At 32.1% G+C, this 25,813-nt stretch carries 29 protein-coding genes; all 29 read right to left on the bottom strand.

Features of this window, described 5'->3' with window-relative positions; genetic code table 11:
* Nucleotides 1-863: 863 nt before the first annotated feature.
* The 29 genes from CD113_RS06600 to CD113_RS06465 all read right to left on the bottom strand — a co-directional run bounded on the left by CD113_RS06600 (nucleotide 864) and on the right by CD113_RS06465 (nucleotide 25,677).
* Entirely contained in the window at nucleotides 864-1,076 is a 213-nt protein-coding gene (locus tag CD113_RS06600; protein WP_002462658.1) for a hypothetical protein, read from the bottom strand.
* A gap of 104 nt (nucleotides 1,077-1,180) precedes the next feature.
* Complete coding sequence (locus CD113_RS06595; RefSeq protein ID WP_157738308.1) at nucleotides 1,181-1,960, bottom strand: glycerophosphodiester phosphodiesterase family protein; 780 nt, start codon at nucleotides 1,958-1,960, stop codon at nucleotides 1,181-1,183.
* A 133-nt stretch (nucleotides 1,961-2,093) separates the two neighbouring features.
* Complete coding sequence (locus tag CD113_RS06590) at nucleotides 2,094-3,500, bottom strand: N-acetylmuramoyl-L-alanine amidase (RefSeq protein WP_002462656.1); 1,407 nt, start codon at nucleotides 3,498-3,500, stop codon at nucleotides 2,094-2,096.
* Between the two features lie 2 nt (nucleotides 3,501-3,502).
* Complete coding sequence (locus CD113_RS06585) at nucleotides 3,503-3,763, bottom strand: phage holin (RefSeq protein ID WP_002462655.1); 261 nt, start codon at nucleotides 3,761-3,763, stop codon at nucleotides 3,503-3,505.
* A 49-nt stretch (nucleotides 3,764-3,812) separates the two neighbouring features.
* Nucleotides 3,813-4,226: a hypothetical protein gene (locus CD113_RS06580; RefSeq protein WP_002462654.1), complete on the bottom strand. Its 414-nt coding sequence runs from the start codon at nucleotides 4,224-4,226 to the stop codon at nucleotides 3,813-3,815.
* Nucleotides 4,199-4,642 (bottom strand): hypothetical protein, encoded by a 444-nt coding sequence (locus CD113_RS06575; protein ID WP_002462653.1) that lies wholly within the window; start codon nucleotides 4,640-4,642, stop codon nucleotides 4,199-4,201. Before CD113_RS06575 ends, CD113_RS06580 begins: the two co-directional genes overlap by 28 nt.
* A gap of 36 nt (nucleotides 4,643-4,678) precedes the next feature.
* Nucleotides 4,679-4,828, bottom strand: a complete 150-nt coding sequence (locus tag CD113_RS06570) for an XkdX family protein (RefSeq protein WP_002462652.1) — start codon at nucleotides 4,826-4,828, stop codon at nucleotides 4,679-4,681.
* Between the two features lies 1 nt (nucleotide 4,829).
* A complete protein-coding gene (locus CD113_RS06565) occupies nucleotides 4,830-5,234 on the bottom strand; it encodes a hypothetical protein (protein ID WP_002462651.1) in 405 nt (134 codons plus the stop codon).
* A 19-nt stretch (nucleotides 5,235-5,253) separates the two neighbouring features.
* On the bottom strand, nucleotides 5,254-6,741 hold the full coding sequence (locus CD113_RS06560; protein WP_002462650.1) for a BppU family phage baseplate upper protein: 1,488 nt from the start codon (nucleotides 6,739-6,741) through the stop codon (nucleotides 5,254-5,256).
* A gap of 13 nt (nucleotides 6,742-6,754) precedes the next feature.
* Nucleotides 6,755-9,361 (bottom strand): peptidase G2 autoproteolytic cleavage domain-containing protein, encoded by a 2,607-nt coding sequence (locus CD113_RS06555; protein ID WP_002462649.1) that lies wholly within the window; start codon nucleotides 9,359-9,361, stop codon nucleotides 6,755-6,757.
* A gap of 12 nt (nucleotides 9,362-9,373) precedes the next feature.
* The gene (locus CD113_RS06550) at nucleotides 9,374-9,814 is read right to left on the bottom strand and encodes a hypothetical protein (RefSeq protein WP_002462648.1); all 441 of its coding nucleotides are present in this window, start codon (nucleotides 9,812-9,814) and stop codon (nucleotides 9,374-9,376) included.
* The gene (locus CD113_RS06545; RefSeq protein WP_002462647.1) at nucleotides 9,807-11,405 is read right to left on the bottom strand and encodes a prophage endopeptidase tail family protein; all 1,599 of its coding nucleotides are present in this window, start codon (nucleotides 11,403-11,405) and stop codon (nucleotides 9,807-9,809) included. The genes CD113_RS06550 and CD113_RS06545 overlap by 8 nt, the downstream gene beginning before the upstream one ends.
* Before the next feature lie 8 nt (nucleotides 11,406-11,413).
* Nucleotides 11,414-12,241, bottom strand: coding sequence for a phage tail domain-containing protein (locus CD113_RS06540; protein ID WP_002462646.1), 828 nt, complete (start codon nucleotides 12,239-12,241; stop codon nucleotides 11,414-11,416).
* A 1-nt stretch (nucleotide 12,242) separates the two neighbouring features.
* Nucleotides 12,243-16,646: a peptidoglycan DD-metalloendopeptidase family protein gene (locus CD113_RS06535; RefSeq protein WP_002462645.1), complete on the bottom strand. Its 4,404-nt coding sequence runs from the start codon at nucleotides 16,644-16,646 to the stop codon at nucleotides 12,243-12,245.
* 28 nt (nucleotides 16,647-16,674) lie between these two features.
* Nucleotides 16,675-16,827 carry a phage tail assembly chaperone GT gene (gpGT, locus tag CD113_RS13050; RefSeq protein WP_002462644.1) on the bottom strand — a complete coding sequence of 51 codons (153 nt, stop codon included), beginning with the start codon at nucleotides 16,825-16,827 and terminating at the stop codon, nucleotides 16,675-16,677.
* A gap of 32 nt (nucleotides 16,828-16,859) precedes the next feature.
* Nucleotides 16,860-17,222, bottom strand: a complete 363-nt coding sequence (gene gpG, locus CD113_RS06530; RefSeq protein WP_002462643.1) for a phage tail assembly chaperone G — start codon at nucleotides 17,220-17,222, stop codon at nucleotides 16,860-16,862.
* Nucleotides 17,223-17,284: 62 nt separating this feature from the next.
* On the bottom strand, nucleotides 17,285-17,470 hold the full coding sequence (locus tag CD113_RS06525; RefSeq protein WP_002462642.1) for a hypothetical protein: 186 nt from the start codon (nucleotides 17,468-17,470) through the stop codon (nucleotides 17,285-17,287).
* Nucleotides 17,471-17,484: 14 nt separating this feature from the next.
* Nucleotides 17,485-18,108: a major tail protein gene (locus tag CD113_RS06520; protein WP_002462641.1), complete on the bottom strand. Its 624-nt coding sequence runs from the start codon at nucleotides 18,106-18,108 to the stop codon at nucleotides 17,485-17,487.
* Between the two features lie 12 nt (nucleotides 18,109-18,120).
* Complete coding sequence (locus CD113_RS06515) at nucleotides 18,121-18,525, bottom strand: hypothetical protein (RefSeq protein WP_002462640.1); 405 nt, start codon at nucleotides 18,523-18,525, stop codon at nucleotides 18,121-18,123.
* Nucleotides 18,526-18,936 (bottom strand): hypothetical protein, encoded by a 411-nt coding sequence (locus CD113_RS06510; RefSeq protein WP_002462639.1) that lies wholly within the window; start codon nucleotides 18,934-18,936, stop codon nucleotides 18,526-18,528.
* Nucleotides 18,933-19,262: a phage head completion protein gene (locus tag CD113_RS06505; RefSeq protein ID WP_002462638.1), complete on the bottom strand. Its 330-nt coding sequence runs from the start codon at nucleotides 19,260-19,262 to the stop codon at nucleotides 18,933-18,935. Before CD113_RS06505 ends, CD113_RS06510 begins: the two co-directional genes overlap by 4 nt.
* Nucleotides 19,252-19,590: a head-tail connector protein gene (locus CD113_RS06500; RefSeq protein WP_002462637.1), complete on the bottom strand. Its 339-nt coding sequence runs from the start codon at nucleotides 19,588-19,590 to the stop codon at nucleotides 19,252-19,254. The genes CD113_RS06505 and CD113_RS06500 overlap by 11 nt, the downstream gene beginning before the upstream one ends.
* A 14-nt stretch (nucleotides 19,591-19,604) precedes the next feature.
* Nucleotides 19,605-20,936 (bottom strand): phage major capsid protein, encoded by a 1,332-nt coding sequence (locus CD113_RS06495; protein WP_002462636.1) that lies wholly within the window; start codon nucleotides 20,934-20,936, stop codon nucleotides 19,605-19,607.
* Between the two features lie 42 nt (nucleotides 20,937-20,978).
* Complete coding sequence (locus CD113_RS06490) at nucleotides 20,979-21,536, bottom strand: HK97 family phage prohead protease (RefSeq protein WP_002462635.1); 558 nt, start codon at nucleotides 21,534-21,536, stop codon at nucleotides 20,979-20,981.
* Nucleotides 21,526-22,758 carry a phage portal protein gene (locus CD113_RS06485; RefSeq protein WP_002462634.1) on the bottom strand — a complete coding sequence of 411 codons (1,233 nt, stop codon included), beginning with the start codon at nucleotides 22,756-22,758 and terminating at the stop codon, nucleotides 21,526-21,528. The genes CD113_RS06490 and CD113_RS06485 overlap by 11 nt, the downstream gene beginning before the upstream one ends.
* A 2-nt stretch (nucleotides 22,759-22,760) precedes the next feature.
* Nucleotides 22,761-22,949, bottom strand: coding sequence for a hypothetical protein (locus CD113_RS06480; protein ID WP_002462633.1), 189 nt, complete (start codon nucleotides 22,947-22,949; stop codon nucleotides 22,761-22,763).
* Between the two features lie 12 nt (nucleotides 22,950-22,961).
* Entirely contained in the window at nucleotides 22,962-24,713 is a 1,752-nt protein-coding gene (locus CD113_RS06475) for a terminase large subunit (protein WP_002462632.1), read from the bottom strand.
* Entirely contained in the window at nucleotides 24,706-25,179 is a 474-nt protein-coding gene (locus CD113_RS06470) for a phage terminase small subunit P27 family (RefSeq protein ID WP_002462631.1), read from the bottom strand. Before CD113_RS06470 ends, CD113_RS06475 begins: the two co-directional genes overlap by 8 nt.
* 144 nt (nucleotides 25,180-25,323) lie before the next feature.
* On the bottom strand, nucleotides 25,324-25,677 hold the full coding sequence (locus CD113_RS06465; protein WP_002462630.1) for an HNH endonuclease: 354 nt from the start codon (nucleotides 25,675-25,677) through the stop codon (nucleotides 25,324-25,326).
* Nucleotides 25,678-25,813 lie beyond the last annotated feature (136 nt).

The raw sequence follows: 25,813 nt of genomic DNA, 5'->3' as shown, positions 1-25,813 counted from the left end.
ATTTATTTTATGCGACATTGACTCACAGTTGATAGATCAGTTCCTTTAGGTATAAATCGACGTAACATTTTATATTGATTTTCACTGGTATCATGTTTTTTACTTATGAATTGTTTGATTTACACGTCCTAATTCATGAGCAATAGCACGATTAGAAAAACCTAAATCTTTAAGCGTTGCGAATCCGTTCTTCATAAGTTAGGTGTGTTCCTCTATGTTTAATCGTGTTACACTAGGTTTGCGTCATGTGAATTCATCCCTTTATTGAAGAGTGTGAGAGCCTCAATAATAACATGAAATTCACGTGACGTTTTTCATTTATAGGTGGCTAAGTTGATTTTAAAATCCACCAATATGAAAAGACTATGTAATTAACGCTTTATTCAAAATACAAAAATCGGACGAATAGAAAATAACTAAAAATTCTCTATCAGTCCGATTTATTATAGAGCCAAAATTCAAAACAAACACTAACGACATTTCAACAAAATAAAAAAGAACGCTGATTTAACAACGTTCTTCGATAATAGTATTAAACATATTTGCACTGATTTGTACTAAATAACGGATAAACTCGATATACTCATTAATTTTTGAGTGGACAACGAAGTGGACAAAGTCATCAAAATCTAGTTGTAATTGTCCATAGATTTACCAAAATGTTTTAAAACAAATTATTATAGATTTTCAACAAAATAAAAAAGAACGCTGATTTAACAACGTTCTTCAGGATACGTATGAATCAGATTTGCACTGATTTGTACTAAATAACGGAAACGGAGGGTGTTTTAAAAGACTATAACAGCAGTCATTTCAAGTTGTCGGGAACGTCACAGGAACGTTCCTGTTTTTTATGTTTTCCTTTATAAATTGTCGAATTTTTCAGTAGGGAAGAAAATAACTTCTTGTTCTTCGCTATTGAATTCTCCCATCCCGTTAGTTATTTCGTAATTTGTAATATAACCTTCCTTTACCATTCGTTTTAATTCTTTAATATCTTCAGAATTGGCATTAATGGCATGACTGCCATTTTCTCTAGATTTTTTCATACAATTAATTAAATTTTCATTAAACATGATATCACTCCTAATAATTTCTAATTTCTAATATAACACTTTTAAATATGTATTAGGTAATAAAAAAAGGGGCGAGCACATAAATGTCTACCTGAAACAAATAATTATTTAACTAAATCATCACCTATATTTGTGAAAAAACCTTTAACTTTCATATCTTTCAACTTTTGATACTCATCTTTATTATCTACGGTAAAAACATGCGCTTGCATGTGATGTTTCTCTATTTTATCTATAATACTTTGATTTACACTTTTAGTAGATAAGCCTATCGCATAACAATATTCACTGTACTCATCTAAACTATTATCACTCAAGTTCGGTACTTCGCTATCGTACATTAACTTAACTAAAGGTATTGTTGAGTCTATATTGTGCATTTCTTTCAAAGCATTTGCATCGAATGATTGTATAACAACATTTTCAGAGTTTAGCAATCCGTGTTTTTTCAACTTATCTGCGACTAATTTAGCCATTCCAGGATTTGCTTTTGCATTCTTTAACTCTATATAAAATTTAGTTTTACCTTTGTATTTATCAAGTATATCGTCAAATACTGGTACGGTTAAATTTCTATTTTTATCATCTTTTAGTTTTAACTTGCTTATTTGTTGAATAGTGAAGTCTTTAATATTACCTTTAGTATTTGTAGTTCTATCTAATTTACTATCATGCATAGCAATTAAGTTTTTATCTTTAGTCTCTTGTAAATCCAATTCTAAATAATCAACATCCATATCATTTACTGCTTTGTCATATGATGGATAGCTGTGTTCAGGTTCGTATGTACTTGCACCTCTGTGCGCAATAATTAAAGGCTTTTTACTAGTTCCTTCATATATCTCTGATTTAGATTGCGAAGACAAGAAAATTGCTATTGCCAATACTCCAACTAATATTGCTATGTATGTAAATATTTTTCTTTTATTTATGTCGTCCACTCCTCTTTTTAAATAAAAGACAAGCACATGCGTGCCTGTCTAATTTGAATAAGATGTTATAGTGTTATCTATTATATCATTTCCACTCTATTTTGCCCCAATACTTTTCATTTTTTATTTTTTGATTTTTATCAGTAATTTCAGTCACTGCACAATAGAAATTCTTATCGCTTGAGCCTGGTGCTTGGTATTTAAATCTAATCCACCAATAGCCATCCTTTTTAATAACTTGGTCAAATGGTACCCAATCATTTGAATTACGTAGCCATGAACCTGGATCAACCTCTGTGCCACTCAAGCCGGGCGATTTTCTCACTTTGATTGTGTCGTTTGGATAAAACGTACCCTTCCAATTCCATGTTGTTTTAGCTTTTGACGGCTTACTTTTTGGTGCATTAATTTGACGACCATTAATAGCTTCTGCAATCCTTTTAGTAAAACTATCTATATTTTTAGTAATATACCCCATATCTTTTTTACTTGTAATAAAACCAAGTTCTATGAGTCTATAGTTAAGGTTCAGTTGACCTGTAACATTTACATTAAGTAGGTCATTTCTAGGAGTAACACCTCTAATTTTACCAACTGTTTTACCTAATGCACTTGACAACGCCTTATCTATATCATCAGCTGGGAAACGGTCGGATATAATAACATGACCACCACTAGCTTGTGGACTTGCTGCGTCTAAATGAAATTCTACAATAGCATCTGGCTTAACATTGTTCTTAACCCAATATAAACCATAATCAGAATAATTACCTACACGTTGTCCGTATAATGTATCTTGATATAAATCTTGGTTCATTGTTTTACCACCATATAACACAACAGTATTACCAACACTTTCAAGATATTTCTTAACTCTAGGTATAATTTCTTTACGATTAAAGTCACGTTCATTATAACCGTTTGCTACTGCTCCAGGATCATTTGAATAAGCACCTTTACCATGTCCTGCCACCAACAATATTTTCTTTCCTTTATTTGTTTTTGCTTTCTTCACTGGAGTAGCTTTACTAACTAATTTATTGACTGTAGTTGCTTTTGCATAGAACGGACGAATAAACCACATTGGGAAGTCATAACCATGTGTACGGCGTGTTGTTACTTCAGGTGGCGTCCAATAAGCGCCTCCCAACCAGTTTTGTTCAAGTATTGTTATAGAATTTAGGGTTGCACTTAAAACGATACCTGTATGACCATATCCTTGACCATAATTACGATTAAATATTACAACGTCACCTGGTAATGCTTGGAATGATAATGTATTTTCGTACACTGTTGCCTCGTTAGTAAAATTATTCCAAGTGGGTATATCTGCAGCACCTATACCTTTTAACATATGACCAAATAAATAAAGCCAATATTGATTGACTGTATCAAAGCATTGATAACCATAAGCATTATCGGGGTTCCACGCTTTCCCTTCTAAACTTTTTAAATAACTAATTGCTTGTTGATAAGTTCTTATTGAAGTCATAATTATTCATCTCCATTCACTTGTGGTGCACCACCAGTAGAATTAACGCCAGATTTCACTTCATATATTCTTTGCTGTCCTTTTTTAGCTGCATGTGTAAAGTTATTATTTTTCCACCAAGTAACGATAGAGACAATACCTGTAATAACTGTACTTATAAACACTTCATCAACTGGAATAGGTGAAATATGTTTGATTGCTAAAAATTGGTTAATCCATGTAATTACTAATAAAATCGTACGTACAATTGTTCCTTTATCCATTTTCAAATCTCCTTTTAAATAAAATAAAAAGCCGACCTATAAAGGCCGACTATCTAAAAAATATTTGTGCAAGAACTGGTATTAAACCGCCACCACCACAAAATGCAGTGACACAACCTATAATAAGTTTGTTTCTTGCTGATACTTTTTCCTTATTTTCTTCTTGTATATTCTCTATTGATTGTCTTAACTTTGATTGCTCATCTTCTAATTTATCTGTCCGATGTACTTGAGACGTTAAATTAGTATTCATTAATTTAGTTTCTTTAAGTAGTCCCTGCATCGTCTCATGCAATGGCTTTTGACTCTCAATAAATGTTAATAAATGTATATTAACTTGATCTAGTTGATCTTCAACCTTTTTATCACCATCGTCAATATACTTCAATAATTCACTTCTTTTTTCATAAAACTCATGTCTTGGTAGATAGTAGCTTACTTCATTTTGGTTTTCTGTAGCCACACGTCTACACCTCCAACAAAAGCCATCGCACCACTTAACACTGCCAGTGTTAGACTCTGTGCTGGAATTAATAAATTTACTGCTTTTTCAAAACTAGCTAAAGTAAAAATATAATAAAATGCCATAGCAATAACATGTCCAGTGATAAATGTTGCGTGAAAAACACGTTTAGTTTTGTAGTATGGTAAATTAATTGAAGAAAGAATAATTAATATTCCAGAAAGAGTGAAAGGTATTCCCCAAATCGATAAATTAAAAACATTATTGAGTGTTGCATATAATGCCGATTCATGAGCTGCAACTTCTGATTTAACAACCCAGTACAAACCACGCCATAAAGTGTAACTACCAAACCCTAAACAATACAGAATAGCAATCATAGTGAACAAATCTAAACTTTGTTTTTTATTGTTCATAGTTCACCTTCTTATTCAAAAATAAAACCACAAGTTTTATACTCGTGGCTCTTTGTAGTCTTCTCCAGTCATTTTTTTATATTCTTCTTTAGTTAAAGCACCGTATTCAACAAATAATGCAATGTCATCATTTGTATAAGCGTTAACTTTATAAAAGTATTCAATATCCTCATATCTTGGCCACATATTAGTTACCTCCTTTTAATTTAGTCAATTCAAGTACTATTTGCCCTTGTTGCTCTTGTAATACTTGTATTGCTTTTTCTTTCTTCTGACCATCTAATAAAGACATTGCCAATTGTTTTTGCATCTGAGTGCGTTCCATATTTGATTTCATTAATTGCATTTGTAAATTGGCTATAATTTTCTCATTATCTGTTGGAACAATGGGTTCTGGTTTAGGCAATGATTGTTCCCATTCTTCCTTAGTTGCACCTATCCACTCAGAACCATTAAAATACATTGGCGTATATATTCCAGCAGGTGGTTCAACTTCAGTCCATTCATCATCAGGATAATCATATTCACCATCATCTTTTTTAAATGCTAACCATTGTTCTCCGTTATATAGATATACTATTTTAAAATCCACTATATTTACACCTCTCTTTTTATAAACATATTGAGATATCAATTGGATACCAATCTGTTTCTGACATATCACCTTGTGGGAAACTTACTCTCTCCATTTTAATATCTCCATTTTCTTTTACTCCCCATCTAGCTATATTAGCTATACCACCTTTAATTGATGTATTTTGAAGAAATGCATAATCTCTATTAATTTTTGAAGAAACATTATTAGGTAGAATAGCAATAACTGCGTCTCTTGCTGTAATACCTTTTACTGCACCTTTAAAATGTAAAGTTAAACTTCCTTGATTATCAGTTAATTTAAGCATTGGTATATCTTTATCTGAATATGGTTTTGCGTTGTTGACCAAAGTCATAGGAATCCAACCTGTGTCAGAAAAGTCTTGAGTAATTCTTTCAAACTTTTTCCATACACCATTGTATTTTTGTCTTGTATAAATAATGTTAGAATCTAGCGTGATAAATAAAATAGAAGAAAAACCATAACTTCTTTTAATTACATACAAATAGCCGTCATTTGCAGGACCGTTAATAGCATTAGTTAAAAAATAAAATCCTGTTTCTAACTGCAACGTATTAAAATTTATTCCATCAAACATTCTAGATGCTCCATCATCGTTTGTTAGCTTGTGCTTTTGCCAAGCCTTATTATCAATATATTGTTGCGCATTTCTTAAGGTTTGATCATCAAATTTGATTGCCTGATTTAGAGCTTGATTAATATTGCTACTCAAAGTCTCTTTAGAGATAAAGTCACCACGATTTATAGCATTTAAAACATCATTTTTAATTCCTTCACTTTCTTTCATGTAGGTTTTTGTAATACTTTCCAATTTATTAATTGATGTATTAGAAATACCATTAATATTATTTACTACATTTTGTGTTTTATTACTAATTTCGTTTTTAGCTTTTTCTACAGTTTCATTTATTTGTTGCAATCCTTTTTGTAATACTTCTTTCATTTCTGCTACATAATCGACACCATTAGCTATAGCTTTTTCAATATCTTTCACCCTTTTTTCAATATGCATTTTTAATTGATCAAACATTCGTATATATTCAATCTTGGTAAATGATGAAATTTTGTTAATAAGTGCATCAGCAACTTCAAATTTAAATTCTCTAAATACAGCAACTTCATTATTTTTTGGATTACCGTCTACATTATTCACTGCTATATATACTTGTCCTGTAACTACTGTAGAAGTACATGCTTGTAAAAAATCCTTATCTAAAGTAATGCTTACTACACCTTTGAATTCATCTTCAATTTGTAATTCAATAACATCCGAAGCACTCCCATTAGATGACTCAAAATAAGCATAAGCTGTTAAATTATTTTCGTGTATTAGCAATGGACCATGAACATTACTTAATTGAAATTTTAATATTGCTGTATTTTCATCCAAATTATAAAAACCAACCCCTAAATCAGAGATTGGTTTTAAATACGGTTCAGATTGAAATTTGAATAGTGCTTTTTTATCTATACCATTAGTCACTAAAGTTACCTCCTTATTTAATTAATACAACTGCCACACCATAGCCTTTTTCTGAAGAGTAAGGCGTCGTAACCTCTAACACTCTATAAAAACCATTAATATTATCTTTCGTTCCTATACCTTTATTTGGTCGAATGTAGTCGTTTTTAGATACTGTTTCATCTATTCTGGTAAATACTTGCCCTACTAGTCCTACAACGTTCCATTCAGGACGTTCAGAACGTGGTATATAGTTATCGTGTTCAACAAAATTAGGATTCTCAATAGGTACTTCTACTTCTTCAGAATACTCATTTCCTTCATCATCAGTCCATGTTTTAGTTATCCATTCTTTTAATGTAACACCAAATTCATCTTTTAAGAATTTATCTTTATGATGGAACACTTGATCACCAAGAACAACTCCAGCAGTACCTGAAATAACACCAATAGGAATATCGTTACTATTCGCTTTACGAATAAATCTACCATCTAAAGTAACTAAATAGCCGTTAGGTATCTCTTGGCCTGATTGCGATTCAAAATACTCTCCATAGTCACCGAAATTTTGTCCAGATGAAACAGTACCTTTAGTTTTGACATTACCTGTTGTACCTTTGATTTGAAATGTTGTATTTTCTTTTTTAGCGCCATCAGTACCATAGCCCATTGCAAATATATAGTTTTCATCTATTTTAACGCCACGACTATTAACGATAGTTTGACAGTATCTTCCTTCTGATGTTTCACTTTCTAAGGAATTCATCACACTTGAGCGTGACCCTCTCGCCTGTGAATTTGCTCCAACACCTGCTAACCAGCTACGATCATTATGAGCAAACGAACCACCTGTCGATGCAATTACTGCTGAACGTTCAGCAACAGCTCCTGAACCTGTAGAACCGCCACTAAAACCACCTTTAGTAACCGTTGGTACCACTTTATAATCTCTTTTAGCTATTGATGCTGCATTCTTATAACCAATTGCGTGCACACCAATAATTTCAGCAGTGTTGTTATATAACTCAATACCATTACCTGTACCTTGTCCTTGCAAATTGGCATTAATAATTCGTGTGTCATATACACCGCCACCACCTGCAATCCCACGATTTACTGATGAGTTCCATATATTAACATTACTGATTGTAATCATTTTACCTCTATTGTCCCCACCAAAAATTTTGATATCGGCTGAAGCATTCTTAAATCCTGTAATGTTAATATTATTCAACATGATATTTTCTGACATAAATTGAACTGCTATAACTGGCATGTTAGCTTTAAAAGTACCATCACCAATTGCGTTTACATTTGTAACTTGTACATTTTTATATCCACTAATAACAAGTCCTCTTGGAGACATTTCAGGATATACGTTGTTTTGAGTAGGAGTCAAAATAGCAATGTTATCTATAGCTACTGAATGTGCAGTTTTAGACTTGGGATCTCCTAATCTATGATGACCAATATGTCTAATGTTATAAGCTCTACAATCACTAATTGACGTATGATTTGAGATTAATATACCACTGGGTGCTGAAGCAGTGCCATGCGCTTTAATTTCAACTCCACCAAAACATCTTTCAGTAATATTATTATCAGTCATAACATGTCTTGAGCCATCATCAATTTCTATACCATTGTTATTCCCTCCACCAGTTGGGCTATGAGAATAGTTATTAGTAATCTTAATAAATTGTGAATGGTGCGTTGTAATACCATCGTCACCAAAATTACTTGTTTCACAATTATCAATATGAATATACTTACTTTCTAGCTCTTCGTTTACTCTTACACCATCACCTTGATAGAAATAGTCGTCACTTGCATAAGTAACATCAATACCATGTAACAATGCATTGATTGATTTAATATCATAAGCAAATCCATGTTCTACGCCTGCAAATCTTAAATTACTTGAACGTGAACCTCCTGAAGCTTTTAAAGCACCATTTTGACGTTTTTTATTACCATCGATAGTAAAGCTATGAACACCAATATTATGTGCAAGTCCTGTCATATCTTCATTTGTAACAACAATATTTTCTGCAGGTGTTTCATCAGCGAATTTGATTATTGTAATATCCTTACCTTCACCAGATAATAATGTGTTATTAGGTAACTTAATTCCCGTTACTTTATATATACCAGCTGTCATATGAACATGAACATTACCACCATGCATAGCATCTTTAAAAGCTTGTGTTGAGTCATTTTTTCCTGTAGGGTCTGCTCCATAGTCATTCACATTTACGATACGTTCAATTTTGTTATTTAAATATTGATAGTTACGTTCGATTTTGTCTTTTACTAACTCAAAGTCATATTTAATTCTCTCTGAAAGTAAGTCATGTATTTCTCCATCAAGTGAGATGCGACTATCTCTTAACTCTTGTATTCCATCACCATTATGCCCCAAAACTAAACCTTTGATTTCTCCTCTTTGATACTTCAATTCATCTTCAACTGTTGTATTACCATAATCGATTTGTTTAGCTTGATGTACATGTTTATCTGTTGTTTCATGCTTTTGAATATTTTTCTTTAATAACTCAAATAAATATTGAGTCTCTTTAAAATTTTCAATAATATAGCGTCTGAAAACACTTCCTAAATCTATCGGAAAATTGAACTTCATTTTTTCACTCCTTTACTCTATCCAATCATACTGGCCATATATATAATCAATATCACTCCAATTTGAATCACTAATATAAAATCGAATTGTTCCATCAGGTCTTAATGTAATAATGGCAGGGTTTCTACCGTTTGGTGTTCTTATATCATATGAATGGGGATTTAATGGCAAATCTAAATTATCTGGTAAGGTTGCTAATAAATCGCCATTCTTTAAATTCCTAGCATTAAGCCTTAAGCTTTTTAATTTAAATCCACCCATATCAATTGTTCTATAGCTATTTACAAATCCATTTTCTCCATCAAAAGCGTAATTACCTACTATTGGTTTCCTTACTTTAAATTCAAACCATTCATTTTTATATTGACCTTGTATAGCCTTTATATGTGTAGCTGGATAATACGGTTCTCCATATTCATCAAGAGAATATCTAATTTCAGTTGGTTCATTCATTCACTAATACACTTCCTATCGAATCAGATGCTATTTTTGGCATAGAAAAAGACGAACTTTGATTAAGTCCGCCTTTGACCATATTATTAACTTTTTGAACATTTCTATTAATTTGTTGTTGAATTTTTATAATATCAGTTGGCGAATTACTAAAATCTACTTCTATTGGCTCGTTAACATAAGGATGAGACATAGTTAATTTAACTACTTTTAAATCAACATTAAAGCCTATAGGTTTATGAATAAATCTAATCATATTATTTTCTTTGATTTTGCCATTGTTTAAATATATTTTATTATCGACGCTTCCTAAATAATTAGTAGTAACTTCAACAGTTGGTTGATCATTTAGATTTTCTTTTAACGTTTGTAATAGAGTTTCGTTATCTAAAGCATTGTCATCATAAATCGTTGGAGCTTGAGAATGACCGAATATATCATAATTAGGTGATTTGTATTCAGCTGTTGCATTATATAAGTCTGTTCCTTTTAAAACTGCTGTTAAGTTTATTATAGTTGCTTTTTCAGTACCGACATACATACAAGATTTAGATTTTTTATAATCTACACCTTTCTTATCTCCTTTGAAAACAACTTTAAATAGGTGTTTCCCTTTAGTTAATTTAGTAGCTATCAGTATTTTCTCAGTATGTGCAGTTTCACTGTAACAATCATAATTGCCAACTAATTTACCATCTAAATAAACTTCTAAAATGCCACCTTTTGACATCTTTTTCAAAGTCCATTCTAATCGTTCATTCCCCCATTTACACTCAATTTCTTTTTCATAAGAAGCACCAATTTCTTCAGTTGTCCAAGTTCCTTTTTTATTAAATACCCCAGTATATTTAAGGTCTTTAGGCTTGATTGGATTATAGTTTTTGGTTTCTGCTTTCGTTTTCTTCTTACCATAACCTTTAATATATGTTTTAACATCTGTAGTGGTAGTAGTAGCTTGAACTTCAGATGAATTATAATGATATATCAAAGGTATATCAGACATTTTATAAAACGATTCTTCATCATAAATGTATATCTTTTTATTGTCTGCAAAGTAAATATAATTAAATAAATCTGCTCCTTCGACAATCATTTCCAGTCCATTTTTGTCACCTAGTTCTTCAACTTCAATACTTTTATTAAAATTACCAATAATTTCATAAGTATAACCTAATTGATTTTCGCTAAATATAATATCAAGATATTGTTTCAGTGTCATTTGGCTTTTTGCTGGCTCTTCTACACTTTCATCAGCATCTTCGTTATTCATTTCTTCATCTTCTAAATTCTTTTCTATAAAATGATTTTGAAGTTCCATAAATATATGTTTAGCAACAATTTCATTGGTAATCAGAACACCATCATATTTTAAAGATGTAGATTTAATTACATATTCTTGACCTTGCCACTCAACGATCATTTCATTTAATAAATTATCAAATATATCATAATTTTGTGTTGTTTTATAAACAGTAAAACTTATAGAGCGTTCATTATTCTTCTCATATTCATACTTGAACGAACCAAAATCGAAATCAGTAATCACTTCGCCATATGTTCCATTCTTATTTTTCAATACTAATGTATCCATTTTAGCACCTACCTAAAAATAAAAGGAAAAATCCATTGTGATTTAACTTCAGTGATATTTTCTCCTACAATTTCAATGTCATTAAAGCCCTGTTCCAAAGTTATCCACTGCCAATTGGTATTGATTCCAACTCTTTGTTTTTCGATAAACGGATGGACACCATTAATGATTAACTGCTGATTTTTCTTGATAGCTTTCTTATATTCAAATACGTCTCCTGTTGTATTATTAATAACTTTAAAACCATTAGGAGCATTGATATTAATCTTTATTTTTAATTCATGACGTAATAATGGATCTATCTTATCATCTGAACCATTATAAATTTTAAATTCATTTGTTGAATGGTTATATTTAATATCTTCATTTGCTAATATACCAGTTTCAAATTGCCACCTACCGTTACTCAAACTAAACTTACCTGTATCATCTAATGACTCTGAATAACCTTTGAACACAACAAAAGTCACTTTAAAAGTAGCAAACGAATTTGTTAAATCTTCATTTTCATTAGCATCACAGTAGACTGCATATTTTTTTCCAGGTGCATCTGAATGCCAAATATAAAATGGTTCTCTTCTATACAATTCCTTGCGTAACCTTTGTTTAACTAGTCTTAAATCTTTTTTATCTGTACCTTTGAACGCAAAGTTTAAAGTCAAATTAAAAGAGCCGAATGTTGTCGGCCCTTTCAAAACACCATCAATACCATTGATTTCAACATTACTAGAGTTAACATCAACGTCCTCTTCTACATAATCTAAAAATATTAAGTTAGGAATATCGGTTATATTAAGTTTGAAGTTGTCGTTAAATAAACAAACTTGTTTTTTCATACTAATGTCTCACTCCTAAATTATAAGCAGTCATTATAGCTCTTTTACCTTGTGAACGGCTAATATCTGGTTCGTTAAATCCTTTTGGTTGTTGCTCAATTCTTTGCGTGCTAGCAACTAATTGAGTAAGTAATTCTACTTGTCTTTGTGTCGCTTCTAATTGTTTAGCCATTACACTTAACACTTCATCATTATTTGTATTTCCACTAATTGACGGTGTACGTAATTGATTAGGACGTTTATTTTTGTTTCCTTCAATACGTCGAGATGCAATAGCAAGTAGCTTCATTGCGTCTGATTGACGACTAGGGTCAGTAGGTATAACAAACTCTGGATAACCACCTTCAGCTAATTGATATAGTCCTGATGAATTGATTAAACCACCTGTAGCATACGCATAGTCACCCGCACGTTTAAATCCACCCCAGCCATATTTAGTTACAATATATCTCATTGCTGAAATAGCTTGATGAAGTGGATTTGTAAAGCTACCATAACCTTTCTTAGCGTATGCACGGAATGAAGGTTCAATCATTTGGAACATACCTTTAGACGGTGTACCACGTTGAGCATTGATATCCCAATCGTTTACTGCATTAGGGTCATAGTTAGATTCACGTTTTGCTACTCGCATCATTTGATTGTGTATATAAGATGATTTATATTGACCACCTAAAATATTTTGCGCTTTTCTTATGATACTACTTGCATAAGATGCACCTTTACCTCTTGCTTTGCCTTTTGTTTGACTTCTTAAAAATGGCATTGGATCTATTGGTGTTCCATTTTTTCTCATTTCGTAGTGTAAATGCGGACCGGAGCTCATACCTGTATTACCTGATATACCTAGATAACTACCTGGATGAACCTTTTTTGAACCTGTCCAAGCTAATTTACTCATATGACCATATATAATCTCATAAATGCCTGATTTAATGCGCATATGATTTCCGAAACCACCATTGTAGCCAGTATATCCCGTTGCAGTACCACTATGTGTTGAATAAAGTTTATCGTAAACATAGTTTAAATCGACACCCATATGTGGATAAGGGAATGGATAACCAGGAGCTCGTCCATGAGGGCTAAATGGGAAGTTAATACCTTTTGAAATATCAACCCAGCCACCTTCACCTTCTCCACCCTGCTCATCAAACCAACTAGTGAATAGTTTAACAGTAGCTTTTTTTAATTTATTGAACATAGCAGTCATCATATCTTTTGGTAATGAGCCCTTAATCCAATCAAAACCTACACCAAAACCTTCAAGGATTTTATCTAGTAATTTATCGGGTTTATCCATCCAATCCATTACATCCCCGATTTTATCCTTAAGCCAATCTTTACCTTTTACAGCTGTTTCTAAAGTTTTACTAACAATAGCTTTACCACCATCTATAACTTTTCCAGCTATAGCTTTAGCACCTCCACCATTTTTAGAAACAACGTCTCCTACTAGATCATCTTTATGTTTATGTGTTTTAGGTTTCTTACCTCCACCTAAAAGATTCCAGCCGGTTCCACTAGCAAATCTAGGTATACTATTATTTAATATTGCGTGTGTTTGAGCGCCGTTTAATACAGATGATCCCTTTGGTAAAAATGCTGTTGTGTCTCTATTAGGTGTAATGGCTGTTTTACCATTAGGGTATCTAATCATTTCATGTCGGAAACCACCTGGACCATTACCTCGTCCTTTGTCACCTACAGTAGCAAATGTATCACGGTTAACTTTACCGTTAGTCACGATATTATGTTTAGAAGTATGTTCTGTGCCTGTGTGTAATTTGATTTCAGGTATCTTATCCATACCGAGTTTATCACCGACCCAGTTAACACCTTTAATCAATTTATTAAGGCCTTTTTTAACTCCGTTTACCATTTTATTAATAAAACCTGATATTTTATCAATGATAGGACTCAATGCATTTTTCATTTTTTTAAACGCATTAACAACGCCGTGCCAAACACCAGTAGCCATACCTACTGTATGTTTTTTTATTCCACCCCATATACGACGTGACGTACTAGCTATACCATGGAAGATATTTGATACACCTTTTTTCAAACTATTAAATCTACTTACTACACCACGCCATAATCCTGTTGCGAGAGATACAACTTTATTTTTTAAACTATTCCAAATTTTAGATGCAGTATTACGAATAGCATTAAAAATAGCTGTGATTCCTTTTTTCAATGCGTTAAATGTATGTCGAACGCCATTAGATAAACCTTTAGCAATTCTGACCACATTATTCTTAATAGCATTCCAAACTTTAGATGCGATATTTTTTATACCGTTAAAAGTAACTGTAATAGCGTTTTTAAGTACATTAAAAGTATTTCTAACACCTGTCACTAAACCTTTTGCTAGTCTAATTGCAGTATTTTTAATTGCATTCCAAACTTTACTAGAAATAACTTTTATAACATCTAAAATAACTGAAATTACTTTTTTAAGTATAGTGAATTGTAAACGAATATATGCAACATATCCTCTCACAATCACTCCAGTAACTGTTTTAATACCGTTCCAAATGGCTAGTATTACACTTTTAATACCATTAAATATAGTTGATATAACTTTTTTAAGTCCATTGAAAATATTAATTACACCATTAGCTAATCCTTTAACCAAACTCACCACAGCGTTTTTAATAGCCGTCCATATATTAATAACGGCATTTCTAAATGTGGCATTAGTTTTCCATAGGTGTATAATACCAGCGACTAATAAGCCTATAGCTGTGATGATTAGTCCAACTGGCCCCGTCATAAATCGAATTGCTAACCCTAAACCTCTAGTTGCAATAGAAGCTGCTTTAGTTACACCTGTCCAAACAACAGTAGCTGCTGCTGCAATCTTTGTTTTAACAGCTTGAAGTGTTTGAGATGTAGTTAATGCAGCTACAGCATATTTATAACCATCAGCAATACTTTTAGCTGTTGCAGTAACTCCATTCCACACAGCCTGTCCTGCTGCTGCCATTTTACTAGCTACATTATGTTTAATTAGAAATGAAATCAAAGTAGATATTCCGCTAAACATACCACCAATGGTACTAGCTAACTTACCAAATGTTGTTAATACTGGTCCTAGCGTTATTAATGTAATACCAAGATATTTAACTAAATTACCTAAAACATTTCTAGTATTACTACCTAAGCCGTTCCACCAATTAATGACACCTTTAATTCCGTTGGAAATTGCATTGAAAGCATTACCTAGTTTTTCTCCAGTTTCTTTAGCCCATTCTTGAGCAGCAGGTGATTGTAACATTTTTTCAAATTCATGCAGTGAGCCTTTTGACTGTTCAAATACACCACTAAGCAAACTTTCTCCAATCATACCTATGTATGCTTTAGTATTTTGAACCATACCTTTAAATGATTTAGAATATGCATTTGCCATACCTCCAGCAAAGTCATCCATCACTGTAAGGAATTCTTTAGAACTCACTTCACCATTTGTAACCATTTCTCTAAATGCATCGTATGAGACGCCGAGATGTTTAGCCATCGCATTACTAAAACCAGGCATACCTTCTTCAATCATATTCAGTTCTTGAGTCATTAGTTTACCTTGACCTTGTACACGGTTAAATATCATTGCCATGTCGCCAACTGGTCTATTTGCACCTACTGCTGCATCTCCAACTAATTTAATATAATGCTCAAGTTCTTTGCCTTCCTTTACGCCTGCTGCTAAAGCACCTGCTGCAACATCTGTACCTTCTGCCATAGTGGTCATACCACCTTTAATAGCTCTAGTCACTTGTTCAGTAATGGAACCAACTTCTTTAGTAGAATAGCCTAAGCCTTCCAACTTTGCTTTGGCAGTGTCTAGTCCTACTAATCTATCAAAGCCTAGTTTAGCAGTTATACCTGCCATTGCAGTACCAGCGACTAGTGCTGGCTTTGTAATACTATTAGTTAAAGACTGCCCCATACTTTGTGCTTTTGCCCCTGCTGTTTGCAATCCTGAACCTATACGACTTAATGAATTAGAAATTTTGCCACCTAAACTAAAGTTCATTTTGTAATAATCATTTAGTTGACTATATTCATATTTCATTTTATTAATAGCATCAGCCTGTTTATTATATTCAGTTTGCAACCTTACTGCTTTTGCACTATTAGCACCTTGAGATTGAGCCACCTGCGTATATTGTTTTTCTAAATCGTTTAAATTAGATGTGCCAACTTTAATTGATTTATCTAGATCATTCATTCTCTCTTTATAAGATGACGCACTCTTTTCGCCGTATTTAAAGTTGTTACTAGATAATTTCAAACTAGAATTTAAACTTCTGAATTCACGTTTAATTGCAGCTAGTGATTTACTTACTCCGACATCATTCATAGTGAGGTCAATCTGAAGTCCTTTAATTCTTTCCGCCATCAATCCACCTCCTTACTTTTAAAATCACTTACATAAAGGCTTCAATCATACTATCTGTTTTCTTAACATTTTTCTTCGTATCTTGTTCGACAATTTCCATAAAAAAAGAAAACGGCATGTCAAGAATATCATTGATATCTTTCCCGCCGTCTTTCATCATTTTTAATATTAATTTTTTCATATTTTCTTTATGTTCTTTGTATGTGATAGTATTTAAATCATTTTGGCTAATTGCTTTTTTCTCTCTTCATCCATTTGACCTTGAGCAATAAATTGGATTTGTCGCTGTAATTCTTCTACTGCATCTGGTGCATGTAATCGGTCTAATAAATCTTCTTTAGTAAATTGGTTGTTATAAATATCTACAACAAAATCTAGCATTTCGTCAATACTTTCTTTAGATGATTTTTCTTCATCAACTTGTCCATCCATTAAATCAGCAGCATCATATATTTTACGAAACGGAATTTGTGTTGGAGTAATAAACGTATCGAATTTTACGTTACCTTCTGTATCAGTTACCGCATTACCTTGTTTATCGATTTGAGTTAATTTAATAAAATTTCTTTTAGCCATTAATATTTTCTCCTTTAAAGTTAGTTTTTTAGTTATTAAGAGGCTACAAGCCCCTATAGTAGCTATTCGTTCATTTCTTTAATTAGTACTTTACCTTGTTTATTATCACTTGTAGAAAGCTCTAAAATACGTTCATGTGACACTTTTTTATTAGCAGGTTTAGGATAAGTATCACCTATGTTATAAACTTTCTTTTTATCTTCTAAATCAACAAACTTGTGCAAAACTTCAAATTTCTTTTTAGCCATAATGTACCTCCTACTTATGCTCCTAATTCTGTTTCAGGGCTTTCAGTTGTAGTGTCATCGTTCGACGTGTTTTTTCCAAACACAGCGTTCCAAATAGCGTCTCGCATAACAGTTGAACCTTTTGCGTCGTGTCCTAATAACATTGCTTTTTCTTCTTCAAAGCCTGCTACTGGTGCTTGCATAAATTCAGCTTTAGTAGAATCTGAACTGAACTCTACACCATCCTCTTTTGTTTTGCCTTCTAGTTCAGGGAATGTGAACATACCTTTTGGCAACCCAACATATTCACGTGAACCATCTTCCATAGTTTTTGCAAACATTACTGCTACATAAGGTGGTGTATCATTTCCAACTGAAACAATACCATCCTTGGAACGCTCTAAACCAAATAACGCTACTCTGTCTTCTAACGGAAGTTTATGGAAACCTGCCTCTACTTCAATTGTTCCGTTAGCAACAGCCATTTCTGCAACTTGGTTATCACCATATGCTTTTTCGATATCTTGGTCTTTTGATACTGAAATTTCTTGTAAAAATTTAATACGTTCTGGGTCTGTAACAGCTTTTACTTCTTCGCCATGTACCTTGTAGTAAAATTCTGTTAATCCTGTAAAAGATCTATAATTTTTTTCTGCCATATTTAAACACTCCTAAATTTTATAATATTGTTTACCTTCAAATCTTTTAGCTTGTCGGTATATATTGAACTCTTTTATATATTCTGGTTTCATTGATGAAGTTTCACCAAAACCTAATTGTTCCCACATGATTCTTTGCAATAAAAAAACGAGTCTATCTGATAGAACTCGTCCGTTTATTCCTATATTTTGTTTAACAAATACATCAATTTGATAAAAATATTCATAAGTTAAATTATCGTTATCTGCAAAATCTCTCGGCGTTGGTGTATCTAATGGATCAATCACAATTACCACATCTTTAATTTCTTGTGCGTTTGGATAATCAAAGAATTTAATGTTATTTTTTTGAACATGTCTCATAATTTCTTCATTTTCAACAATCGCATTATATATTTTCATAGTAATATCTTCCATCTATAATCTCCTAGATAACTCAGACTTAATTGTATCAAAGTAAGTTTGTCTACCTTTTCTCATTGCATTATCTATAACGCCTTTACCTGCAGTGTTAACCCATTTTCCTGAGCGATCAAAATGCCCATATTCATTAAGATGTATAATTCTATAGCGTTCTCCACTACTTCCATCATTCCAATGAATTTTGACTTGTCTAACACCACCAATAGTTTGAGGTTTAGAAACTGAAGTTGCTTTTACTGATTTACCAGTATCAGCAAAACTTTTCATATCTCTAGCGATAATTGAAGCAACTACACCAGCAGCTTTAGTTAAAGCATAGTCTACAACTTTTTGCATTCTATTTTTTCCAAATCGTCTTTCAAGTTCCTGTTGTAGCTCTTTTTCTCCTTTTATAGTTAATTTCACTCTTCTTCACCTACAATTTTAATATAGTTAGGTGTTTTAGCGGGTGCGACATTTTTAATGTTAAATGACATTCTTGCATATATACCGTTTTTGATTTCAAACGTTTGATTAACAGTTGGAACAAATTGTGGTTGTGCATTCCTGATATTTAATGTCACTGATTTTTTACTTAATTCTAAGTTACCTAATTGTACATCTTTTTGTGTAGGCTCATACAAACCAGCAAAACAGCTATATACTTCTTTCCATTCATTCATACCCGCTTCAGGACCATCATTAGTTACATCATAAAAAACGACTCTATAATCTAGTTGATTAAGGTTCATTATTTGTCACCTCAATATTGTCTTGACGCCATTTAACTAGATCACTACGTAATGTTTGTACTAACTTCATAGATGACGATGGCATATCGAAAGACTGCTCATTAGAAGTAGTAGAACGATTATCATAGTGATGTGCTACGATATTTAAAACAGCCAGATTAAATACTGTATTGTTAAAGAAAAACGGAGCATCTTCTTTAAGAGACACTGCCGTTTTAACTTCTTTAATTGCACTAGGCAAATATACATATTTAATTAAATCATCATCGAAATCATGGTCAACACGTATAGCCTTTTTTATGCTTTTTATATCATCAATGTTAAACATTGAACTCACCTACTTTATACTCCGATATCTTCTTTATTATCTTCAAAAGTGACGAAGAAACCAGCATTTTTATCAGCTTGTTTTACATCAAAACGGAACGCACCCATTAAGTATTTACCATAAATTTCATTGTCAATCCATTGAACTGACATATCAGTACGATCAGCAAATAATACTCCACGTTTAATATCACCAATAAATGCTTTTGCCTCACCGTTAACGCCTAATAAGTCATCGCGTACAACAGTTACATTCATACCCAACACTGTATTACCAGCTGTATTAATAATGCTATCTTGCAATAAGTAACGACCATTTCCATCTTTTAATGTATCTAATTTTTGATAGAAACTTTGTGTGCAAATGGTTTGACGGTCATATCCAGGGTCTAGTTTAACATTAATAATTTCTTTTAAATCATCAACATTTGAAACCGAAGTAGGATTGAATGATTTTAATACTTCACCAATACGTTCATTCAATGTATTGATTTTTTGTTCATTGATATTTTCTGATACAATAGCAGTTAAATTAGCTACAGAATCATCAAGTGCTTCTTGCGAAATAGGAATAGCGCCACGATAAGTTTGTACTTCCCAATTAATTGTTTCGAATTCTGGACGCGCTAATTCAGGATTTTTCTCTAATTCAGCCACAGTATTAAATTTAGCATTTGCGCGTTTTAAAATTGGATATTTACCACTTGCTGTAGAAACCGAAGTTTTTTGCACTAGTTCAGATAAGTCTTGAACAGTATTAACTTCTTTTTCAGGGATATATTTAATATCTTCTGGAATAGTTACACCAACATCATCTGATTTAACGTTATCTCGTTTTTGTCCTTTTGTTTTCATGTATTGTTCAAAAGCTAAAATTTCTTCATTTGTTTCTTGTTTAGTATTAATTTTCATAGATCTTTTCGCTCCTTCTTTTTTCTTTTTTTCTTTTTCTTCATCTAATTCATCTTCAGTTGGTTTTTCAACTTTTTCAATGTCAGGCATTTCTATTTTTTCTTCATCATCGTCTTTATCTTTTTTATCTGGTTCTTCTACTGGTTTATCGTCAGCAGGTGGTTGAGTTAGTTGTTCTTCTGAAGATTTACCTTCTGTTTTATCTCGGTTGTCGTCACTTTTTTCTGTGACAACTTCTTTTGACTCTTCTTGTTTAGGCATTGACGCCTCAATTTCCTCAGAAATTTTTTGTAACTCTTCATATTCTTTCTTCTGAGCATCAATATCAGCCTTTAGTGAACGTGCAGTTTCAAGGTCGCCTTTTTCTACAGCTTCTTGAGCTTTTCTAATTAAATTATTAAGCTCTTCTTTACGACTTTCTAAATTACTCGCCATTTTATTACACTCCTTTATTAAAATTTTCTATAAAAAATAGCCTTACGTTTCAAAACGTAGGCTTTCCAAATCTAATGCTATTTTAATTTGTTCTAATTCTTTAAATTTTTCAAACGACTTTGTACGCTGTCCTACTTCAACCGATGTATCTTTATAAGCAGGAACTGTTACAACACTCACTTCAATCAATTCATCAATTTTGTTGATTGTTTGGACATACTCACCATCTTGTCGCGACCATGTACGAGCTGTTGTATCGTTTACGGGCAATGTATAGAAAAAACTACATTGGTTAACATTACCAGCTTTAATGTTTTCGTATATATCTCTCGCATATGAAGTATTAGGTAAATAACATTTAAAGTACAATCCTTTGTCATCAACTTCTAACTCCAATGTTCCTGCTTGTGTTCGACCAATAATGTGATCAAAGCTATGATTGATTAAACACTTAACATCACTGATATCTACATTATCTAACGCATTAGGTGAAACTATTTCTCTAAAACCGCCTAAGTCATCACTCAAAGTATTAAACAATATTGCGTAACCTTCAATAACCATTTCCTGTTGTCCAGTATCAACATTGCTATTGCTCATCAAAATCACCTCCTATAGAGGCGTTTTTTTCAATTTCTTTATTAATTTTTGATTTCTGATAAGTTTCTAACGTATTCAGTGGTGCACGGTTTAAGTCAACTAATGGTTGGTCTCCATAATCAATTGGTTGATAACCAAATACACTACGTGCTTCATCAGTAGTGATAATACCTTTACTATGCAATTCAGTAATTCTCTGTAATTGTAATTCAGGGTCAATATCGATAAGTCTAGATGAATCGAATTCTAGTTCAAATTCATTATCAATAAATCTAAATATTTTTGTATCTAATTCTGCTATCATCATTTTAAAAATAGGATCTAATGTGCTTTGTAGATACTCTAGGTTTGCTTGTGTTATAGATGTATTTACTGTTTCAATACCTAATTTTGATACTGGTAAGCCAAATGCTTTAGCTACCTGTGTTGTGCTGAATTTATAACTGTTTAAAAAGTTCAATACTTCTGTTGGTATCTGTAATCGACTAAATTCCATCGTATCATCAATAGCAACGAGACCATTATTGCTACTTAATTGACTTTTCGCAAAATCTTTCTTTAACTCTTTTAACTGCTCAGCACTAATTTGACCTTTTTTGTATTTTAATACTGATGTTGATGTTCCACCATTATCAAAGAAGTTGCGTAAAAAACTTTTAGAACCTTGAGAAATACCTATTTCATGAGCCAATGCATACAAAGGGCTATAACCAACATAACCATCAAGTGTTATATATCTAAAATGTAAGATGTCATCACTTGTTATTTTAGATGCATTACCTTCAAAATCTTCACTAACATTATAAATAACATCTCCATCTTTTTCTTCTATTCCAACTAGATCGTTATGTAAAAAGAAAAAGCCTATTGGAAAGTTATTTTTATTTCTGATAATTTCAACAAAGGATTGACCATTCAATAACATATTAGCAATGATGATAAATTTAAAGTGCCAACCTGGTAAATCAGTATGTGGATTATCATTAAATAATTTCAATATATCATCCATTACTTCATTTTTTTCATGGCCTTTTACTTTTAATTTTGTACTGGCTATATCAGCCGAAATAATTCTAGTAGCTGTAAATATATCACTATTACGTAAGGCATTTATGCCAGTATAACTTGCGTGTATTCCGTGTTCTTGCCAATATAAAAGACGTTCAAGGTCTCTATTCATTTTATCTGTTTTACTACTAAATCCTAAATCTAGTAATGGCATAACTAACTCCCACCTCCTTTATTAGGTGGATGATCATAGTTTTGATTTAGCACTATTGATATTAACACTAACAATGTGCCACCAATAATGTATGCTAAAGGTTTCCATATAATATATAAACCATACAAGGCACTTATTAAACCAATTAGAAAAATAATAATAATCAATAAAGCATATAGAAACTTTACCAATTTAACACCTCCTTAAATAAATAATGGCATTATCGTTTCTACGTCCCATTCATGTTCACATGCGATTACATAAGCAAATATTGTTGCCATTAATGGATCGATTTTTTGTCTGTTCATTTTCTTTTCAATCATAATAGAATCATTAACATTTTTTGCAACTGCATTTTTAACAGCTATATCTAATAATGGATTTGTATGATGTTTAATATCACCATTAATAACATTTAATCTGAAATCTAAATTAGGATTAGATAACGTTTGTGGACCTTGTCTAATTTCATATAAGTCATAGTACCATTCACGCCTTTCTATCTCGGCTAAAACACCATGTATTGAGTAAGGGTCATAACAAACTGCCTGCACATCTAAATTATATTTACTAATGTAGTTTTCAATATAATCTAATACTTGGTTAGTATTAATAATTCCGCTAGATAAATTTGTAATAGTACAATATCCATCATGTGCTAATTGTCGATAATCTATAAGATCTCTTTCAATCTTTCCTTGCAGTCCACCTTTAGTACCGACAAATGAATGTGACGTAACATAATATTGTTTCTTTATTTCGTCTAAATGAATAAATGAGACTGCAGTTAAATCATCAGCTCTTGATAAATCAAGACCTATATATACTTTAGTATCATTAATATCAAAATCCGCTTCATTCTTTTTCCAATCATTAAAGTCTAAATAAGATTCTTCGCTAGCTTGCATCCAATAATTAAAGTTTTTGACTAATACTCTAAACATTGATCCCTTTTTAGTTGCTTCAGCAACACGTTTATCAAGAAATTCTTCAATTTGTTCTTTTAATTCGTCAGTCTCATTGATTAATGGATTTGATTTTGCCCAAAGTGACTTATCTTGCCACTCATCTTCATTATCTTGTTCAAAGATAATCGCAAAATACTCATCATCGTCATACTTATCATCAAGTATATCTTTTGAATACGGCCATTCATCAGTATACATAGGCGCGTTCAAATTAAATCCTGCTGTAGATATAATAAAAATCATTGATTGTAGTAAGTTACCTTGACCAGACTCTATAAGTTCTACCATTTCATTTGTTTTAGCGGCATGGTATTCATCTATAACAGCTAAAAATGGTTCGAAACCATCAACAGCACCTGTATCACGTGACAAAGGACGAATGTATGAACCATCTTTTATATGTGTTAGTAGCTCTCGTACTTTTTTCACATCTTTTTTTAGCTCTGGAACTTTAGATACAAAGTACATCAGTTGTTTAGCAACCATATTAAATACAATGCTTGCTTGAGATTTATCATTTGCAGCCGTAAACATTTGTCTACCTTCTTTAGGTTCTCTATCGAATAAAAAAGCGTATAAAACAAGACCAGAAACTAAAATAGACTTACCATTTTTTCTAGCCATTGATATAAACGCTTTTCTAAAACGCAACATGTCAGTATCTTTTGTAAACCAACCACGTACACTTGCAATAATGAATTTTTGGAATAAACCTAATTGGTTTATGTTGCCTTTTGTATCAGGTAACGCCTCAATGAATTTAATAACCTTTTTAGCGCGTTTGGGTTTATAGGTATAATTCCATTCAGAATTATTTATTGACCTGTGTATGTCTTTCAAATGACGTATACAAGCAAATCTTGTGTATTTAGAAGTGATATATTCACCCGAAAGTACTTTCACACAGTATTTATATGCATCATCTTTATATTCAATCGGTATATCTAATAATTCTTCATTTGTCTTAGGAACATATGCGCTAGTCATCGTCATCAATTCCAAATTCATCATATACAGATTGTTTTTGCTCGTTTGGTGTTGGTACCACTATTCTCATTCTTGAGTCAATTGTTAATCCTAATGAACCACAAATCGCACGTAACTCTTTTAGGGTCTCCATGTAAACTGCAAAAGCACCAGTTTTCTTATTTGTTTCAGTATCAAAAGTACCAACAATTTGAATTTGGTGGTAAGCGTTATCGTTTATATCTACTAATTCACAATATTTCTTAATTAATGTGAAGTCTAAATCTGCGATTGGTAAATCTTGCAATAACGGTACTATTCTTTTCCACTCTCTTTGTGCATTATCAGTTAATTCAATAGGCAAATTATCAACTGATAACTTTTCAAACTTTTTCAATCCATTTTCCTTTAATTCAGCTAATTCTAAATCTTCTTTATTGTGATTTCCTACTTTTGTAGCATTTAGTTTAGGCTTTCTTCCTGCCATTCCATCACCTCCAACAGTAAAACTTACCCTTAAAATATTTCATTTCTAGAATTTGGTTGCAGAAAAGGTCGGCTCGTTTAACTCGAACACTAGAGCGACGGGGGGTTAAAAGATACCCCTTCAAAATAATTAAATATAATAAAATTATTTAAATCCGTGAATTTTATTATGGCATGTATTACATACTGCCTCTAAATTATCCATATCCAGTCTTTTCGACCAATCCCGTTTCAATTCAACCTTATGGTGAACAATTAGATTACGGTCGTTAACAATACCATTAGCTAAGCAGTGTTGACATAGATAATTATCACGCATTAATACCTGTTCACGTGTTCTACGCCACTGTGTACTGTGATAGAAAGCTGTATAACGCTTGTTGTCATTGTTATACCTAATGTCTTGGTTATAACGTTTAGCATTGGCTTTCCTATAGTCTTGTAACTCCTTTTGACTATAACTTCTGTTTCCTAATCTAACTTTTGGTTCTTTAAACAAAAATGTTTTCAACTTCTTTCAAATAAAATTAATAATCAAATCTAATTAATAAATATAATTATTCGTTGTTCATTTCTAAAACTAAATATTAAATATATAAACTCAAATCATCTTTTACTTATTAATTGTTTCTTCA

The sequence above is a fragment of the Staphylococcus simiae genome (genome assembly GCF_002902085.1).
In the GTDB taxonomy this organism is placed as follows: Bacteria; Bacillota; Bacilli; order Staphylococcales; family Staphylococcaceae; genus Staphylococcus; species Staphylococcus simiae.
Note: the sequence above shows the minus strand (reverse complement) of the source record. Positions and strands in the feature narration are given on the sequence as shown.

Bases quoted from the DNA above. Each gene is read 5' to 3' on its own strand.
- CD113_RS06600 (WP_002462658.1), bottom strand. From the start codon at position 1,076: ATGTTTAATGAAAATTTAATTAATTGTATGAAAAAATCTAGAGAAAAT.
- CD113_RS06590 (WP_002462656.1), bottom strand. From the start codon at position 3,500: ATGACTTCAATAAGAACTTATCAACAAGCAATTAGTTATTTAAAAAGT.
- CD113_RS06585 (WP_002462655.1), bottom strand. From the start codon at position 3,763: ATGGATAAAGGAACAATTGTACGTACGATTTTATTAGTAATTACATGG.
- CD113_RS06575 (WP_002462653.1), bottom strand. From the start codon at position 4,642: ATGAACAATAAAAAACAAAGTTTAGATTTGTTCACTATGATTGCTATT.
- CD113_RS06570 (WP_002462652.1), bottom strand. From the start codon at position 4,828: ATGTGGCCAAGATATGAGGATATTGAATACTTTTATAAAGTTAACGCT.
- CD113_RS06555 (WP_002462649.1), bottom strand. From the start codon at position 9,361: ATGAAGTTCAATTTTCCGATAGATTTAGGAAGTGTTTTCAGACGCTAT.
- CD113_RS06550 (WP_002462648.1), bottom strand. From the start codon at position 9,814: ATGAATGAACCAACTGAAATTAGATATTCTCTTGATGAATATGGAGAA.
- CD113_RS06545 (WP_002462647.1), bottom strand. From the start codon at position 11,405: ATGGATACATTAGTATTGAAAAATAAGAATGGAACATATGGCGAAGTG.
- CD113_RS06540 (WP_002462646.1), bottom strand. From the start codon at position 12,241: ATGAAAAAACAAGTTTGTTTATTTAACGACAACTTCAAACTTAATATA.
- CD113_RS06535 (WP_002462645.1), bottom strand. From the start codon at position 16,646: ATGGCGGAAAGAATTAAAGGACTTCAGATTGACCTCACTATGAATGAT.
- gpGT (WP_002462644.1), bottom strand. From the start codon at position 16,827: ATGAAAAAATTAATATTAAAAATGATGAAAGACGGCGGGAAAGATATC.
- gpG (WP_002462643.1), bottom strand. From the start codon at position 17,222: ATGGCTAAAAGAAATTTTATTAAATTAACTCAAATCGATAAACAAGGT.
- CD113_RS06525 (WP_002462642.1), bottom strand. From the start codon at position 17,470: ATGGCTAAAAAGAAATTTGAAGTTTTGCACAAGTTTGTTGATTTAGAA.
- CD113_RS06520 (WP_002462641.1), bottom strand. From the start codon at position 18,108: ATGGCAGAAAAAAATTATAGATCTTTTACAGGATTAACAGAATTTTAC.
- CD113_RS06515 (WP_002462640.1), bottom strand. From the start codon at position 18,525: ATGGAAGATATTACTATGAAAATATATAATGCGATTGTTGAAAATGAA.
- CD113_RS06505 (WP_002462638.1), bottom strand. From the start codon at position 19,262: ATGAACCTTAATCAACTAGATTATAGAGTCGTTTTTTATGATGTAACT.
- CD113_RS06500 (WP_002462637.1), bottom strand. From the start codon at position 19,590: ATGTTTAACATTGATGATATAAAAAGCATAAAAAAGGCTATACGTGTT.
- CD113_RS06495 (WP_002462636.1), bottom strand. From the start codon at position 20,936: ATGGCGAGTAATTTAGAAAGTCGTAAAGAAGAGCTTAATAATTTAATT.
- CD113_RS06490 (WP_002462635.1), bottom strand. From the start codon at position 21,536: ATGAGCAATAGCAATGTTGATACTGGACAACAGGAAATGGTTATTGAA.
- CD113_RS06485 (WP_002462634.1), bottom strand. From the start codon at position 22,758: ATGCCATTACTAGATTTAGGATTTAGTAGTAAAACAGATAAAATGAAT.
- CD113_RS06475 (WP_002462632.1), bottom strand. From the start codon at position 24,713: ATGACTAGCGCATATGTTCCTAAGACAAATGAAGAATTATTAGATATA.
- CD113_RS06470 (WP_002462631.1), bottom strand. From the start codon at position 25,179: ATGGCAGGAAGAAAGCCTAAACTAAATGCTACAAAAGTAGGAAATCAC.